Source organism: Dactylosporangium sp. NPDC000555, from assembly GCF_040300025.1.
Classification (GTDB): Bacteria; Actinomycetota; Actinomycetes; order Mycobacteriales; family Micromonosporaceae; genus Dactylosporangium.
Map to the genome: position 1 here is coordinate 1 of NZ_JBEPDB010000126.1, position 17,366 is coordinate 17,366.

Consider the following 17,366-nt stretch of genomic DNA (forward strand, 5'->3'; position numbering starts at 1 on the left):
CCGCTACGTGTCGTGCCTGCTGGCCATCGACCGCCGCACCCGACCTGCCCCGGACCACCTCGGCGAACGGGGCGTCGCCGTGGGCGAGCGCGCCGACGAGCTCGGCGCGCATCCTCGTCACCAGCTCGCGCATCGACGGCGCGCCGGTCAGGTCGGCGCGCAGCACGACGGTGTTGGCCAGGCAGCCGAACACGTCGGCGGTGCCGGCGCCGCCGCGGCCGGCGACCGCCAGGCCGATGCCGAACCGGTCCTGCCCGGCGTGCCCGCCGAGGGCGGCGGCGACGAGGGCGGCGAGGGCCATGAACGGGGTGGCGCCGGCGGTCCGCGCGAGCGCGGCGAGGCCGGCGGCGACGTCCCCGGAAAGCTCGTGGTGCACCTGCCCGGCGGGCCGCCGCGCGTTGCCCGCCGGTCGCCGCCGGTCGGCGGGCAGCCGCAGGTCGGGCAGGCCGTCGAGGCGCTCGCGCCACCAGTCCAGCTCGGCCTGGGCGGCGCCGGCCCACTGCCGCCGCTGCGCCGCGGCGACGTGCGCGACCGACCCGGCGGCGGGCAGCGGCGCGTCGGTGCCGTATGCCCGGGCCAGGTCACCGGCGAGCAGCTCCAGCGACCAGCCGTCGCAGATCGCGTGGTGGGCGACGAAGACGAGGCGGTGCCGGCCGGGCGCGACCCGCAGCAGGCAGGCCCGCCACGGCGGCGCGGCGGTGAGGTCGAACGGCTCCCGGACGAGCCGGGCCACGAGCGCGTCGGCGTCCTCGGCGGGCACGTCCTGGGCCGGCAGCGCGACCGGCGGCGTGTCGGCGGCGGGCAGCACGCGCTGCGCGGCGCCGTCGGGCGCGAAGCACGCCCGCAGCCCGGCGTGGCGGTCGACGACGTACCGCAGCGCTCGCTCCAGCCGGGCGGTGTCGAGCGGGCCGTCGAAGCGGACCTCGGCGGCGACGTGGTAGGCGGCGCTGTCCGGGTCGAGTGCGTGCAGCAGCCACATCCGCTCCTGCGCGAACGTCAGCGGGTGCTCCTCGGCGGCGTCGGTGCCGCCGTCCGGGCCGGCGCCGATCGCCTGGTCGACGAGCGCGGCGACCCCGGCGACCGTCGGCGCGTCGAACAGCCGGTCGAGGGCGATCCGGGCGCCGGTGCGCTCCTCCAGCCGCGCCACGAGCCGCATGGCGAGCAGCGAGTGCCCGCCCGCGGCGACGAAGTCGGTGTCCGGGTCGGGTTCGGTCGTGCCGAGCACCTCCGCCCACACCGCCGCGACGAGCCGCTCGGTCGGGGTCGCGGACCGCGCCGGGCCGGGCTCGGCCGCCGGTACGGGCACCGCGGCCAGGGCGGCCCGGTCGAGCTTGCCGTGCCGGTTGCGCGGCAGCCGGTCGAGGTGGATCCAGCGGGCGGGCACCATCGTCGCCGGCAGCCGCGCGGCGGCGTGCTCGCGCAGCCGCGCGTCGGTGGCGGTACCGGCCACGTAGGCGACGAGCAGGGCGTCGGGCTCGGCCGGCCGGTGCACGCCGACCGCCGCCTCCGCGACGCCCGGGTGCGCGCCGACGACGGCCTCGACCTCGTCGAGCTCGATGCGCACGCCGCGCACCTTCACCTGCCGGTCGGCGCGGCCGAGGTACAGCAGCGTGCCGTCGGGGCGGCGGCGGGCGAGGTCGCCGGTGCGGTACTCGCGCCCGCCACCGCCGGCCGGGTCGGGGACGAACAGCTCGGCCGTGGTCGCGGGGCGGCCGAGGTAGCCGCGGGCCAGCTGGGGGCCGCCGAGGTGCAGCTCGCCGACGACCCCGTCGGCGGCCGGTCGCCCGGCGGGGGTGCGCACGACCGCGGTGACCGCGGGCAGCCCGGCGCCGATGCTGACGAGCCGCCCGCCGGCCGGGTCGACCTCGCCGCCGGTGGCGTACGTGGTCGCCTCGGTCGGGCCGTAGAGGTTCACCACGCGCCGCACACCGCGCCGGTACAGCTCGGCGGCGTGCCGGGCGGGCAGCGGCTCCCCGGCGAGATTCACCGTGCCGGCACCGGCCGGCAGGCCGTCCAGCAGCAGCTGCGCGGCGATCGACGGCACCGTGTTGAGCAGCGACAGGTGCTCGCGGTCCGGCAGCCGCGGCAGGTCCAGCGCGTGGTCGGCGACGACGACGGTACCGCCGGCGGCGAGCGTGACGAGCAGCTCGAAGACGGACAGGTCGAAGCTCAGCGGGGTGCCGGCGAGCACCGCCCGCCACTCGTCGGCGCGGTACGCCCCGACGCCCCAGCCGGCGAACGCGGCGAGCCCGCGGTGGGTGAGCGCGACGCTCTTGGGCCGGCCTGTGGAGCCCGAGGTGAACAGCACGTAGGCGAGCTGGTCGGGGTGCACGACCGCGGGCGGCAGCGGCTGTGGGGGATTGGCGGCGCCGTCGCCGTCGTCCGTGTCATACAGATCGTCCAGGTCGTTCGTGTTGCCGGGGGCGTCGAGCAGCAGCCGTCGCGGCCCGGCCGGTACCCGGTAGGCCAGCACCGATTCGGTGATGATCACGGCAGGCCGGGCGTCGTCGAGCACCGCGGCCAGCCGGGCCGGCGGCAGGCTGAGGTCGAGCGGGCAGTACGCGCCGCCGGCCCGCAGGATGCCCAGCAGCGCGAGCGGCAGCCGCTCGGTGCGTGGGAGCGCGACGCCGACCACGACCTCGGGGCCGACGCCGAGGCGGCGCAGCCGGCGCGCCAGGGCGGTGCTGTGCCGCTCCAGCGCGGCGTAGGTGACCGAGCGCGTGCCGTGCCGGACGGCGACGGCGTCGCGCCGCGGCACCCGGTCGATCCGGGTCAGCAGGTCGGGGCCCACCGCGGGCGCCGTCAGGGCGGGTGCCGGTGCGGCGTCGTCGCTCAGCAGCGCGTCGAGCGGGGTGGCGGGGTCCGCGAGGACCCGGCGGACGGCCTCGGCGCAGCGGGCGGCGACGGCGGCGGCGCTCGCCGCGTCGAACAGGTTCGCGGCGTAGCGCACCTGGATCGCCGTGCCGGCGCCGATGTGCGCGACCTCGATGCACAGTGGCACCTGGGCGTCGGCCGGCGGCACCGGCTCCGGGGTGAGCACGAGCCCGCCGAGGTCGAGCGGTTCGCCGGCGGTACCGAGGGCCAGCGCCGCGGTGCCGGCGGCCGCGAACGACGGCGGCGCGTGGTAGACGAACATGACGTCGAACAGCGGGTTGCGCCCGTCGGCCCGGGACGCGCCGGCGGCCGCCACGATCTGCGTGAACGGCAGCCCGTGGTGGTCCAGCGCCCCGGTGACCGCGGCGTGCGCCCGGGCGGCGAGGTCGGCGGCGGTGACCGCGCCGGCGGCGTCCACGCGCACCGGCAGGGTGTTGGCGAGGAAGCCGACGGTGCGCCGTACCGCCGGGTCGGTGCGGGCGGCGACGGGCACGCCGACGGTGACGGCGGCGGTCCCGGCGTATCCGGTGAGGACCGCGGCGACGGCGGTGAACAGGACCGTGAACGGCGTGGTGCCGAGGGCGGCGGCGACCGCGGCGACGTCGTCGCGGGCCACGCCGGGCAACAGGCTGCGCACGGCGCCGGCCGGTCCGCCGGGTGCGCCGTCGCCGGCCCGGTCGACCGGCAGCGCCGCGTCCTCGTGCTCCCGCAGCGTCTCGGCCCACCAGCCGCGCAGCGCCGCCGGGTCGGTGCCGCGGGCCGCTCCGGCCGCGGGCGGGGGACCGGCGGGCGGCAGGTCCGGCTCCCGCCCCGCCGAGTAGGCGCGGTAGGTGGCGGCGAACTCGGCGACCAGGATCGACACCGACCACAGGTCGACCGCGGCGTGGTGCGCGGCGAGGACCAGGAACCGCTCGGCGCCGGCGTCGACGACGGTGGCCCGCAGCCGCGCGCCGGCGGGCGGGAACGGCGCGCGGGCGGCGTCGTGCACGAGCGCGGCGACCTCGGCCCGGCCGCGCCCGCGCGCGTCGACGGTGTGCGGGAGCAGCTCGTCGGTGGGGGCGGGCCCGCCGGACGGCGCGCCGAGCAGTGCCGGGTGGCGCGCCCCGAGTAGGCGCAGCGTCGCCCGCAGCGCGTCGAGATCGGCGTCGGCGGGCAGCCGGAAGGCGCGGCCGAGGACGTACATGGACGTGCCGGGGTGGCGCTGCTCCAGGTATCGCACCGCGGCCAGGTTCGCCGCGGTGATGCCCTCGCCCTCCGCCTCGCCCGTCACCATGTCGGGCTGCGCGCCCGGTTCGGTGCCGGTGGGCCAGTGTGCGACGACGGCGTCGGCCAGCTCGGTGATGGACGCCGCCGCGTACAGCGCCGACATCGGCAGCCCGATGTCCCACGCGGCGGTGAGGTCGCCGTGCAGCTGGGCCAGCGCGAGCGAGTCCAGCCCCGCGGCGGCCGTCGGGGCGTCGCCGTCGGGGGGCGCGGCGGGCGCGGCCAGCCGGGTGCGCAGTGCCGCGGCGACCGCCGCGACCCGCTCGGCGGCGGGCAGCGGGTCGAGCTCGGCCCGGCCGGGCAGCGGCGGCGCCTCCGCGGGCGCGGCGCGCAGCCGGTCCTCGGCGAGCACGCGCAGGGAGCCGTCGAGGTACCGGTCGCGGCTCGCCGAGCGGCGCACCTTGCCACTGGTGGTGCGTGGCAGGCCGCCCCGCCGCACGGCGAGCACGGCGTGGGGCTGAACGCCGAAGGCGTCGCCGACCGCGGCGCGCAGGCGGGCCAGCAGCGGGGCCGGGTCGGCGGCGCCGGGCCCGTGCGCCGGCGTCTCGGCCGCGAGCACGAGCCGCTCGGCGCCGCCGTCGTCGACCGCGAACGCCGCGACGGCGCTGCCCGACAGCGCGGGGTGGGCGGCCCGGGCGACCTCCTCGAGATCCTCCGGCGCGAGGTTGCGGCCGCGGACGACGATGGTGTCCTTGCGCCGGCCGGTGAGGTACACCTCGCCGCCGACGATCCGGCCGAGGTCCCCGGTGCGCAGCCCGTCCGGTCCGTACCCGGCGGCGGTCGCCGCCGCGTTGCGCCAGTAGCCGCGGGTCACGCTGGGGCCGCTGACCACGAGCTCGCCGACGCCGCCGGGCGGCACCTCGGCGCCGGTGTCCGGGTCGACCGCCCGCACCCGCAGGCCGCCCAGGGCACGGCCGCAGGAGACCTGCTCGGGCCGGCCGGGCTCGTCGGCGGGCAGGGTGCGCAGGCCGCCGCCTCGGCGGCCGCCGCTGATGATGAGCGTCGCCTCGGCCATGCCGTAGCACGGGTAGAACGCCTCGGGCCGGAAGCCGGCGACGGCGAACGCCTCGGCGAAGCGGCGCAGGGTGCGGGCGCGGACCGGCTCGGCGCCGACGAAGGCGACCTCCCACGACGACAGGTCGAGCCGGGCCCGCTCCTCGGCGGGGATCCGGTCGACGCACGCGTCGAAGGCGAAGTTCGGCCCGCCGGACAGCGTCATCCGGTGCTCGCTCACCAGCCGCAGCCAGGACAGCGGCCGCCGCGCGAACGCCTCGGTGGACAGCAGCGTCATCGACATGCCCGACCACAGGGGCGAGAGCAGGCCGCCGAAGAGGCCCATGTCGTGGTACGGCGGAAGCCAGACGAGGGCGCGGTCGGCCTCGGTCAGCGACATGCCCTCGGTGATCGCGGCGAGGTTGTGCGCGATGCTGTCGTGGGTCACCATCACGCCCTTCGGCGCGCCGGTGGAGCCGGAGGTGTACTGCAGCACCGCCACGCCCTCGGGCGCGGGCACGGCGGCCGCCGGGTCGGCGGTGGCGCGCAGGTCGAGCGGGCCGGTCGCGGTGACCGCGGCGATGGCGCCGCTGGCGCGCACGACCGGATGGGCGGCGAGCTGCGCCTGCGGCGACTCGTCCGCGTCCCGGGCGCCCGCGCGCGGCGGCACCGGCACCGCGACGCCGCCGACGGTGAGGCAGCCGAGCAGCCGGACGAGGTACTCCAGCCCGCCCGGCAGCGCGAGCGCGACCCGTTCGCCGGGCCGGACACCGGCCGCCCGCAGCGCCGCGGCCGCCTCCTCGACCCGGTCGGCGAGCCGCGCGTAGGACAGCCCGCGTAGCGGCGCGCTGCCGTCGGTCGCCTCCAGGTACCCGACCCGCTCCGGCTCCCGCTCCGCGCGCCGCCGCAGGACGTCGAGCAGCGGCGCGGGGCTGTGGTGCAGTGCCATGTGCCAACCCAATCCTTCGCGTCGTTTCCGGATGGAGGTCCGCTCTACCGGTCCGCGCCGGCCACCGCCGGTTCGGGTGTGAGCGCCGCCGCTGTCGCGTCGAGGCGGTCCAGGGCCTCCTCGACGCCCGCCAGCAGCCGCCGGCTGCGCGGCCCGAGCTGCTCGGCGAAGCGGCGCCCGCCGGTGGAGCCGTGCGCGCCGAAGACGCGCAGCGCGGTCCACTCGTTGGCCAGGCGGTCGACCTGCCGGCCGGCCTGGACCAGCTCGTCGCTGCCGAGCCGGCGGCCGGCGGCGCGCAGGAAGTCGGCGTGCAGCGCGGCCGCGCCCTGTGCCGCCCAGCCGACCCCGTAGAGCTCGCCGAGCGCCGCGGCGGCGACCGGCGCGTCCCCGTCCGAGGCCCGGTCCCGGATGTCGCCGAGCCAGTGCCGCAGACCGTCGAGGCCGCCGCGGCCCGGCAGCGCCGGCGCCGGGGCACGGAACCCGTCCACATTGGACCGGATCACGCCGGCGACCCAGGCGGCGTCGGCGACCGGCGGCGGGCCGGTGAACTCTACGTCGATCCAGCGGTGCGCGATCCTGGGGCCGGCGAAGAAGTAGTCGCGGGTCGCGGGCCGGGCCGCGTTGCCCGAGCCACGGGCGCGCATGAAGTCGGCGATCGCGATGGGCCCGCGGTACAGCGGTGGCGTGGGCTCCAGCACGTACACTTCGCCGGCGTCGTCGTCGTAGCCCCACACGACCACCAGGTGCGCGGCGTGGACGTCGCCGAAGGCGGGCCGGATCGGCATGTGGAAGTTGTCCACGGCGGCGAGCGCGAGCCGGCCCTCGCGCAGCGACTGCCGCAGCCCGTCCCAGCCCACCGCGCCGTCGACCGGGTGCATCCAGCGGGCGCGGATGGGGTGGAACGGGAACATCGTCTCGCCCAGCGTCGGCCGCGGCGCCGGGTAGTAGAACTCCTCGCCGCGCACCTGGGCGGGGTCGTGGTGGAACTGCCAGGCCGCGCCGAGCGCCTCGACCGGGTCGAAGCCGCGGGCCAGCAGCACGACGGCGAGGCAGTCGTGCAGGCAGCTGCCGAGGTCGTGGAACCAGAACGGCGGCTCCTCCAGCAGGGCCTTCATCACTGCCACCCGTTGGACACGGCGGTCATCGCGAAGATGTGCACGGCGACGTTGTCGGGCAAGCGCAGGTACCCGAGCTCCTCCTGACGCGGCACGGGGAGGCGTTGCTGCCAGATCCGCGGGCCGATCCCGGGCTGGACGTGGCGCGGGAAGTGGATGCGCTCGCAGCGCACCGCCTCCAACTCGCCGAAGTGCGGCGGCGACGCGGGCCAGAAGTCGGAGACGCGCAGCCACTCCTCGTCGACGGCGCCGTCGCGGTAGTGCAGGTGCACCACGTCCTCGACCCGCCGCTCGGCGCAGGCCAGCAGGTAGATCCAGTCGTACCGGGCCGGCCGCAGGTCGATGCGCTGCCCGGCGCAGACCACGTTGTCCAGCTGCCCGGGCCCGGTGCGCGGGAAGCGGAACGGCACCGCGCCCGGGCGGAACACGTCGGCGCCGCCGGGCAGTTCCTCGACCGGGAACGAGTTGCGCCACACGTTGAGGGCGCCGTCGCCGGTGGTGTCCCGGGTGGTCGCCGCGGTGTTGTTGAAATGGGCCGACAGGTCGATCATTTCGGCGCGGAAGTTAGCCAGTTCGAGCAAATTTGACATGGCAATCCAAACATTGACTCTCATTGAACGCACAACCCCGACGGGCGGAGTCTGTGCGGCCCGCCGTGCGCGCGTCAAGGCTGGTCAGGGACTTATGTCCCGCCGGCGGGACAGTGAATTGCCGACCATTTCACCGCGCGGCAGGCGTGTTAGCTTGGCCGGGAACTCGACCCGGGAGGGGGCATTCCGGTGCGCCTTGAGCTCGCGCGTCGGCCATTGTCGGACACCGTTGCGGCGTCGTGCGCGCAGGAGCGGTTCTGGTTCGTCGACCAGTTGCGTCCCGGCTCGGCCCTGCACAACCTCGCCTTCGGCGTGGACGTCGACGGGCCGCTCGACGAGGCCGCGCTCGCCGCGGCGCTGCACGAGATCGTGCGGCGGCACGAGCTGCTGCGCACCCGGTTCGCCGTGGTCGGCGGGGCGCTGTGCCTCGGCGCCGTGGAGCCGGTCGGGCCGCGGCTGGCGGTGCGCGCCGCGCCGGCGGAGCGGCTCGACGAGCTGACCCGGGCGGCGGCCGACGAGCCGTTCGACTACTGTACCGGCCCGCTGCTGCGGATGCTGCTGCTGCGCGTGTCGCCGCGGCGCCACCGGCTGGTGCTCGTCGCACACCACGCCGTGTTCGACGGCTGGTCGTTCGGCGTGTTCCTGACCGAGCTCGGCGAGTTGTACGCGGCGCACCGGCAGGGCCGGCCCGCCCGGCTGCCCGAGCTCGCGCTGCAGTACCGCGACTACGCTGCCTGGCAGCGCGAGGCCCTCGCCGCCGGCGCCTTCGACGAGGATCTCGCGTACTGGGCGCAGCGGCTCGCCGGTGAGCCGCCGTCCCCGCCGCTGCCCGCCGACTTCCCGCGCCCGGCCCGGCCGCTGCTGCGCGGGGCCACCCACCGCTTCCGGCTGCCGGCGAACGACGTGCGGGCGCTGCGCGCGCTCGCCGCCGAGGAGCAGGCGACCGAGTTCATGGCGTACCTCGTGGTCCTGCAGGCGCTGCTGTGGCGGCACAGCGGGCAGATCGAGCCGCGTATCGGCAGCCCCACCGCCGGACGGCCGGACGAGCGGCTCGACCCGCTCATCGGGCCGTTCATCAACGTCGTCGTGCTGCGCGGCGACCTGTCCGGGGACCCCACCCTGCGGCAGCTGCTGGGCCGGGCCCGCGCCGCGACCACGGGCGCGCTCGCGCACCAGCACGCGCCGCTGCAGCACGTGGTGGAGCGCACCGCCGGCCGGCGGGCGCCCTACCACGTCGCGCTGGCCGTGCAGAACTTCCGTGCCGTGCCGCTCGACCTCGGCGACGGGCTGCGAATCGCGGCCTTCCCGGTTGACGTCGACGCCGCGCAGCACGACCTGTCGGTGTTCGTGACGCCGGCGGCGGACGGCGCGGACTGCATGCTGCAGTACGACACCGCGGTGCTGCGCCCCGACACCGTCGCCGCGTTCGGCGCGGAGTTCGCCGGGCTGGTGCGCCGCCTGGCCCGCGACCCCGACCTGCCGCTGGCCCGGCTCGCCGGCCCCGAGCAGCCGCCGCGGCGCTTCGCGCGGGACGCGCCGTTCCCGCTGACGCCGGCGCAGCGGCGCTGGCACGCCGCCGAGCTAGCCCGGCCCGGCGACCCCGCGGCGAAGATCGTGCGGGTCGTCGAGCTGCGCCCGCCGCGGCCCGCCGCGCGGGTGGGGGCGGCGGTGGAGCGGCTGGCGCGGCGGCACGAGATGCTCCGCGTCGGCATCGCGCCCGACGGCCGCACCCAGTCCGTGCGGCCCGGCGGCGGGCCGCGGCTGCGCGTGGTGCCGGCCGGCGCGGACGCCGACCCGGTCCGAGCCGCGATCGAGCGGGCCCGTGCCGCCGTGCCCGACCTCGACCGGTGCGGCGTCGAGGTGACCCTGGTCGAGCTGGCCGACCGGTCCGTGCTCGTGGTCGCCGCCCACCGGGCGGTCCTCGACGACGACGGCGCCGACCGGCTCTGCCGCGACCTCGCCGGCCCGGAGCCCGGCGCCGCGGCCGAGGTGGACGCCGCGGCCGGGGACGGGCCCGAGCACCTCCCCGGCCAGCTCCCTGGCCACCTCGACTGGGCGCTGTGGCGCCGGCGTCGGGCGGCCCGGCGCGGCGACACCGTGGAGGACTTCTGGCGCCCCAGGTTCGCCGCCGCGGCCGAGCCGTTGGCGTGGTACGGCCGCACCGTCGCGACGGCGCTGGGCACCGCCACCCGCGACGTGCCGGCCCTGCTGGGCACGGCGGCCGTCGCCCGCCTCGACGCCGTGTGCGCCGCCGCCGGCGTGGATCGGCCCACCGGCCTGCTCGCCGGTCTCGGCCTGCTGCTCGCCCGGCACACCGGCCGGTCCGCGACGTGGATCGGCGTCGAGGTGCGGCCGCCCGGCGCGCCGGACCCGCGCACCGAGGTGGGCGCCGGCACCGAACTGCTGCCGGTATCGGTCGAGGCGGGCGACGGCGACCTGCCCGGCGTGCTCACCGCGGTGGGCGCGGCGCTGGCCGAGGCGCGGGCGAACGCCGGATCCGACGCGGTCGCCGCCGGTACGCCGGGCGTCGTGTTCCGGCACCGACCGGCCCATCCCGCCGACGCGGGCGCCGATGGTACGGGCACCGACGTGACGGGGGCCGCCGAGGCGGAGCTGACCGTCACCGCGCGTGACGTTCCCGGCGGCGTCGATCTCGTCTTCGCCTTCCGTGGGCAGCTGTTCGAACCGGCCGCGGCCAAGCACCTCGCCGCCCGGTTCGCCGGCCTGCTGGAGCGGCTGTGCGACGCGCCGGACCGGCCCGTGCGGCGCGCGGCCGTCGTCGCCGGGGCCGAACGGGCGGCGCTGCTGCGGGCCGGGGACCGCATCGCCGCCGCGGGGTCCGACGCCACGCTGCACGGGCGGTTCGCGGCGCACGCCGCCGCCGATCCCGAACGCGTCGCGCTCGTGCACGGCACCCGGTCCGTCGGCTACGGCGAGCTCGACCGGTGGAGCAGCCGGATCGGCAACGCCCTGGTGCGGCTCGACGTCCCGGCCGGGGGCGTGGTCGCGGTGGCGATGGACAACGGTCCCCTCGCGATCGCGGTACTGCTCGGCGTACTCAAGGCAGGCGCCGCCTTCGCCTGCCTCGACCCGGCCCTGCCGCCCGCTCGGCTCGCCGCGATTCTGCGGCGCACCGCCCCGGCCGCCGTGCTCATGGACCGCGCCGCCGCCACCCGCCACGGCGGCGCCGCGACGGTGGTGCTCGACCCGGCCGACGAACCCACGGCCGAACCTCCGGCCGAACCCCCGGACGGGCCGGAGTACGGGCGCGTCCTCGACACCGGCCGCGAGCCCGGCACCGCGCCGGAGCGGACCGTGACCCCGGGCGGCCTCGCCTACCTCGCCTTCACGTCGGGCTCGACCGGCCGCCCCAAGGCGATCCCGCACGCGCACCGCGACCTCGCCCAGTTCGTGCAGTGGCAGAGCGCGGCGTTCGACATCGTCCCCGGCGCGCGGATGGGTCAGCTCGCGCCGCTGCCGTTCGACGTGGCGTACTGCGAGATCTTCGGCGCGCTGTGCCACGGCGCCACACTGTGCCTGCGGCCCGCCGGCGGGCACGGCGACCCGGTCGCGCTCGCCGCCTGGCTGGCCCGCGACCGCGTCGGCGTGCTGCAGGTGATCCCGGCGCTCTTCCGCGAGATCCTCGCCGCCGCCGGCCCGCTGCCGGACCTGCGCTCGGTGCTGTTCGTCGGGGAGGCGCTGCACACCGAGCTGGTCGAGCGGGCCCGGCGCCGGCTCGGGCCACAGGTGCGGCTGGTCAACGTGTACGGCCCGACGGAGGTCGTCGCCGCGACGTACCACGTCGTGACGAGTCTGCCCGGCACGGCGGTCGTGCCGATCGGCGGCCCGATCGACGGGCGCCAGGTCGTTGTACTCGACCCGGCCGGCGAGCTGTGCCCGCCGGGCGTCACCGGCGAGATCTGCGTGCACAGCCCCTACCTGACGCCGGGGTACCGCGACGATGAGGGGCAGACCGCGCAGCGGTTCGTGACCGGGCTGCTGCCGGAGGTGCCCGGCGTGCTGTACCGCACCGGCGACCTCGCCCGGCTGCGCCCGGACGACCTCGCGCTCGAGTTCGCCGGCCGCGTCGACAACCAGGTGAAGGTCTCCGGCATCCGGCTGGAGCTGGAGGAGGTCGAGGCGGCCGTCGCCCGCCACCCCGGCGTGCGGCAGTGCGCGGCGGCCGTGCGCGGCGGCCCGGACGGCCCCGGCCGGCTCGTCGCCTACGTCGTCACCGACGACGGCACCGCACCGGCCGGCCTGCGGGCGTTCCTGCGCGACAGCGTGCCCGCGCACATGGTGCCGGCCGACGTGGTCGCCCTGCCGGCCCTGCCCCGCACCGCCAACGGCAAGGTCGACCGGGCCGCGCTGCCCGCACCGGCCGGGCGGCCCGACACCGGCGTCGAGCACGTGCCGCCGCGGACGTTCCTGGAGCGGCAGCTCGCCGGCCTCGTCGCCGAGGTGCTCGGTGTCGAACGGGTCGGCGTCCACGACGACTTCTTCGCGCTGGGCGGCAACTCGTTGCAGGCGGCCCGGCTGGTCAACCGGGCCCGCGAGGCGCTCGGGCTGGAGCTGTCGCTGCAGTCGCTGCTCACCGACCCGACCGTGTCGGCGGCCGCCGCGGCGGCCGACCGCGCGGGCGCCTACGAGGCTGAGGTCGCGCGGCTCGAGCGCGAGCTGCGCGAGCTGGCGCCGGACCAGCTGCGTGCCCTGCTCGCCCGCCACAAGGTGGGCGGCCAACCTGTCGAGCCACGGGAGCCGTAACGACATGACACACGCCGACACCATTGACGCCGAGCGCTTGACGGTGGAGATCACCTCCGAGCGGTACACGGTGGAGGAGCTGTACCACATCGCCGTCACGCGGCCGCGGCTCACGCTGGCGCCCGACGTCGCCAAGAAGATCGACGAAGGCGCCCGGTACATCGAGCAGATCTCCGGCCAGGACCGGCACATCTACGGCGTCAACACCGGGTTCGGCTCGCTGTGCACGACCCGCATCTCGCCGGAGCACATGTCGGACCTGCAGCACAAGCACCTCATGTCGCACGCCTGCGGCGTCGGCGACGTCGTCCCCGAGCGCGTGTCGCGGCTCATGATGCTCGTGAAGTTGCTGACCTTCCGCGCGGGGTACAGCGGGATCTCCCTCGACGTCGTCGGCCGGATGCTCGACATGTGGAACGCCGACGTGGTACCCGCCGTGCCGAAGAAGGGCTCCGTCGGCGCCAGCGGCGACCTCGCACCGCTGGCCCACCTCGCCCTGCCGATCATCGGCCTGGGCCGGGTGCACGCCGGCGGCGCGGTCGTGGACGCCGCCGAGGTCCTCGCGGCGCGGGGCTGGCAGCCGCTGCGGCTGCGGCCGAAGGAGGGGCTCGCGCTCACCAACGGCGTGCAGTACATCAACGCCCTCGCCACCGACTCGATCGTGCGCTGCGGCGAGCTCATCCGCGCCGCCGACCTCGTCGCCGCGCTGAGCATCCAGGCGTTCAGCTGCGCCGACACCTTCTACCAGCGGATCCTGCACGACACCTGCCTGCACCCGGAGCGCGGCGTCGTCGCGGCGAACCTGCGCGCGCTGCTGGAGGGCAGCAACCACCCGACCCTGCCGGGCGCCAACGTCGCGCGGGAGGACCCCTACTCGTTCCGCTGCGTGCCGCAGGTGCACGCCGCTGTCCGCCAGACGTACGGGCACGCCCGTACCGTCATCGAGCAGGAGTGCAACAGCGTCTCCGACAACCCGCTGTTCTTCCCGGAGCACGACCAGGTGATCCTGGGTGGCAACCTGCATGGCCAGTCGACCGCGTTCGCGCTGGACTTCCTGGCCATCGCGATGAGCGAGCTGGCCAACATCGCGGAGCGGCGCACGTACCAGCTGCTGTCGGGCCAGCACGGCCTGCCCGACTACCTCGTGCCGCGGCCGGGCCTCGACTCCGGGCTGATGATCCCGCAGTACACGGCGGCGGCGCTGGTGAACGAGAACAAGGTGCTTGCCACGCCGGCGAGTATCGACACCATCCCCACCTGCCAGTTGCAGGAGGACCACGTCAGCATGGGCTCGACCAGCGCGTACAAGCTCGACCAGATCATCGGCAACTGTGAGTACGTGCTGGCGATCGAGCTGCTCACCGCGGCGCAGGCGGTGGACCTCAACGAGGGGCTGCGGCTGTCGGAGCGCACCCGCGCGGTCTTCGAGGACTTCCGCACGGTGGTGCCGTTCCTGGCCGAGGACCGCCAGCAGTCGATCGACATCGAGCTGGCGCGGCAGTACGTGCGGCAGCACCGGTCGGCCTGGGCGCAGGTGCTCGCCTGATGACGGCGCCGGGCGGACCCGCCGGGCCGGCCGACGGCGAGCTTCGTGCGCTCGCCGAGGCGCTGCTGCGCGAGCGGCTCGGCGGCGACGCGCGGCCGGCCGGCCCGATCGCGGACGGGCCGGCGCCGCTGTCGTACCAGCAGGAGCGGCTGTGGCTGCTGGAGCAGCTGCACCCGGGCACGGCGGCGTACAACGAGCTGTTCGCCGTGTCCCTGCGCGGCCCGCTCGACGCCGACCGGCTCGACGCCGCCCTCGCGCAGGTGGTGCGCCGCCACGACGTGCTGCGCACCGCGATCCGGCTCGACGGCGCCCGCCCGGTGCAGGTCGTCACCGCCGACGCGGCCGCGCCGCTGCGCGTCGAGTCGTGGGAGCACCTGCCGGCCGAGCGGCGGGAGACGGCCGCGGCCGAGCGCATCCGGGCGCTGGCCCGCGAGCCGTTCGACCTCGCCCGGGCGCCCCTGCTGCGGGCGTACCTCGCCCGCCTCGACGCCGGCCACCACGTGCTCGCGCTGACGCTGCACCACCTCGTCACCGATGGCTGGTCGCTGCGCGTGCTGCTGGCCGAGCTCGTCGCGCACTACGACGCCGGCGGCCGTGCGCCGCTGCCGCCGCTGACCGCTCAGTACGCCGACTACGCCCGCCGCCAGCGCGCGGACGGGCCGGGCGCGGAGGAGCGGCTCGCCTTCTGGGTGCGCTCGCTCGCGGGCGCGCCGACCGAGCTGGAGCTGCCCGTCGACCGCCCGCACCCGCCGGTCGCCGGCCACGACGGCGCCGAGCACACGTTCACCGTCGACCCGGCGGTGCTCGACGGCGTGCGCGCTCTCGCCGCCGCGCAGCGGGCCACGCCGTTCATGGTGCTGCTCGCCGCGTTCGACGTCGTGCTGTCCCGCTGGAGCCGGCAGGACGACGTCGTCGTCGGCACGCCGGTCGCCAACCGGCACAGCAGCGCGACGGAGGGGCTCGTCGGGTTCTTCGTCAACACGGTACCGCTGCGCGCCGACCTGTCCGGCCGGCCGACGTTCCGCGCGCTCGTGGACCGCGTGCGCGACAGCGTGGTGCCGGCGCTGGAGCACCAGGACGTGCCGTTCGAGCGGATCGTGCAGGCGGTGCGCGCCGCCCCCGACGCACGCCGTAACCCGCTGTTCCAGGTGATGTTCGCGCTGCACAACCTGCCGGAGGAGCCGCCCGCGCCGGGCGGGCTGTCGATCGCGCCGGTGCCCGGCCTGCACCACAGCGCCAAGTTCGACCTCACGCTCGCGTTCGTCGAGACCGGCGGTGCGCTGCGCGGGCACCTGGAGTACCGCACCGACCTGTTCGACGCGCCGACCGTGGCCCGCCTCGCCGGGCACCTCACCACGCTGCTCGCCGACGCGGTCGCCGACCCGGACCGCCCGATCGGGTCGCTGCGGCTCATGGACCCGCACGAGCTTGCCGCGGTGCTGCTCGACTGGCACCCGCCGGCGTTGCCGCGCACGGGCGGCGCGACGCTGCACGAGGCGTTCGCCGCGCAGGCGGCGCGCACCCCGGACGCGGTCGCGGTCGTCGACGGCGCCGAGCGGCTCACCTACGCGGCGCTGGCCGAGCGGGTCGACCGGCTCGCCGCCCGGTTGCGCCGCGCCGGCGTGACCCGGGGCACGCTTGTGGCGCTGCGGCTCGGGCGCGGGGCCGACCTCGTGGTGGCGGTCCTCGCCGTGCTGCGGGCCGGCGGCGCCTACGTGCCCACCGACCCGCAGGCCCCGCCGCAGCGGCTGCGGCACATCCTCGACGACACCGCCGCGCCGTTCCTGCTGACGCGGAGCAGCCTCGCCGCGGACGCGCCGGCCCGCCCCGGGACCGAGGTGCTGCTCGTGGACGCCCCCGACGAGCCCGACGCCACCGGCGCGGCGCCGGTGCCGTTCGAGCCGGGCGACGGCGACGACCTCGCGTACGTCATCTACACCTCCGGCTCCACCGGCACCCCGAAGGGCGTGCGGATTCCGCACCGGACCGTCCGGTGGCTGTGCCGCGCCGCCCGGGAGCGCTTCGGCATCGGCGGCGACGACGTGTGGACGCTGTTTCACGCGTACACCTTCGACGTGTCGGTCTGGGAGCTGTTCGGCGCGCTGCTGCACGGCGGCCGGCTGGTGATCGTGCCGCACGCGGTGAGCCGCGACCCGGGCGCGCTGTGGCGGCTGCTGGACCGCGAGGGCGTCACGGTGCTGAGCCAGACGCCGACCGCCTTCCACGGCCTCGTCGCCGCGCAGCCGCCCGGCGCGGCGCTGCCCCGGCTGCGGCTGGTGGCCCTGGCCGGCGAACGGCTCGACTTCCGCCGCCTCGGGCCATGGTTCGCCCGCTACGCCGACACGCACCCGCGGGTGGTGAACCTGCTCGGCGCGACCGAGACCACCGTCCACTCGACCGAGCGGCTGGTGCGTGCGCACGAGACAGGCTCGGCGCGCAGCTACGTCGGCGGCCCGCTGCCCGGCGCGCGGCTGCTCGTCGTCGACGACGAGCTGCGGCCCGTACCGCTCGGGGTGCCCGGCGAGCTGCTCGTCGGGGGCGAGTGCGTCGGCCTGGGGTACCTGCGCCGCGACGAGCTGACCGCCGAGCGGTTCGTCGCCGACCCGCTGGGCTCGCCGATGCGCTGCTACCGCACCGGGGACCTGGTGCGCCGGAGCGTGGACGGCGACCTGGAGTACCTCGGTCGCGCCGACACGCAGGTGAAGATCCGCGGGTTCCGGGTCGAGCTCGGCGAGATCGAGGCGGCGCTGCGTGCGCACCCCGCGGTCGCCGAGGCGGTCGTCGCGCTCGCCGGGAAGGACGCCGACCAGCGGCTCGTCGCCTACGTCGTGCCCGCCGGCGACGGGGGCGAGATCCGGCCGGCGCTCGGCGAGCTGCGCGACTTCCTGCGGGGCCGGCTGCCGGAGTACATGCTGCCCGCCGCGGTCGCCCACCTCGCCGACCTGCCCCGCACCACCAGCGGCAAGCTCGACCGGCGGGCCCTGCCAGCGCCGCCGGCCGCCGACGCGGCCCGCACGGCGGCCTACACCGCGCCGCGCACCGGCACCGAACGCACGCTCGCCGGCATCTTCGCCGAGCTGCTCGGCGCCCAGCGCATCGGCATCGACGACAACTTCTTCGAGCTCGGCGGGCACTCCGTGCTCGCCGTCCAGGCCCACCGGCGGATCCGCGCCGCGGCGATCCCCGTCGAGGTCATCGACCTGTTCCAGTACCCCACCGTGCGCGCCCTCGCGCTGTGCGCCGGCGGCGGGCAGCAGGACGGCGCCGACCTG

The 17,366-nt window shown here is 77.1% G+C and carries 6 protein-coding genes; 3 read left to right on the plus strand and 3 right to left on the minus strand.

All coding sequences use genetic code 11. The annotated features are described in order from the left end of the window. The 3 genes from ABT297_RS40330 to ABT297_RS40340 all read right to left on the minus strand — a co-directional run. On the minus strand, positions 1 to 6,079 hold a 6,079-nt coding region (locus ABT297_RS40330), incomplete at its 3' end, for a non-ribosomal peptide synthetase (protein ID WP_350558505.1). 44 nt (positions 6,080 to 6,123) lie between these two features. After that, positions 6,124 to 7,194 (minus strand): BtrH N-terminal domain-containing protein, encoded by a 1,071-nt coding sequence (locus ABT297_RS40335; protein ID WP_350558508.1) that lies wholly within the window; start codon positions 7,192 to 7,194, stop codon positions 6,124 to 6,126. Then, entirely contained in the window at positions 7,194 to 7,775 is a 582-nt protein-coding gene (locus ABT297_RS40340; protein WP_350558511.1) for a beta-sandwich domain-containing protein, read from the minus strand. The genes ABT297_RS40335 and ABT297_RS40340 overlap by 1 nt, the downstream gene beginning before the upstream one ends. Before the next feature lie 225 nt (positions 7,776 to 8,000). Between ABT297_RS40340 and ABT297_RS40345 the strand changes: the two genes are divergently transcribed. From ABT297_RS40345 to ABT297_RS40355, 3 genes are all read left to right on the plus strand, one after another. Further along, positions 8,001 to 12,548: a non-ribosomal peptide synthetase gene (locus ABT297_RS40345; protein WP_350558514.1), complete on the plus strand. Its 4,548-nt coding sequence runs from the start codon at positions 8,001 to 8,003 to the stop codon at positions 12,546 to 12,548. Positions 12,549 to 12,552: 4 nt separating this feature from the next. Continuing rightward, on the plus strand, positions 12,553 to 14,094 hold the full coding sequence (gene hutH / locus ABT297_RS40350) for a histidine ammonia-lyase (protein ID WP_350558517.1): 1,542 nt from the start codon (positions 12,553 to 12,555) through the stop codon (positions 14,092 to 14,094). Beyond that, positions 14,094 to 17,366: non-ribosomal peptide synthetase (locus ABT297_RS40355; protein WP_350558520.1), on the plus strand; the 3,273-nt coding region annotated here is incomplete at its 3' end. The genes hutH and ABT297_RS40355, both read left to right, overlap by 1 nt.

Excerpts from the sequence above, each read along its gene's own strand:
- ABT297_RS40335 (WP_350558508.1), bottom strand. The coding sequence starts at position 7,194 with ATGAAGGCCCTGCTGGAGGAGCCGCCGTTCTGGTTCCACGACCTCGGC.
- hutH (WP_350558517.1), top strand. The coding sequence starts at position 12,553 with ATGACACACGCCGACACCATTGACGCCGAGCGCTTGACGGTGGAGATC.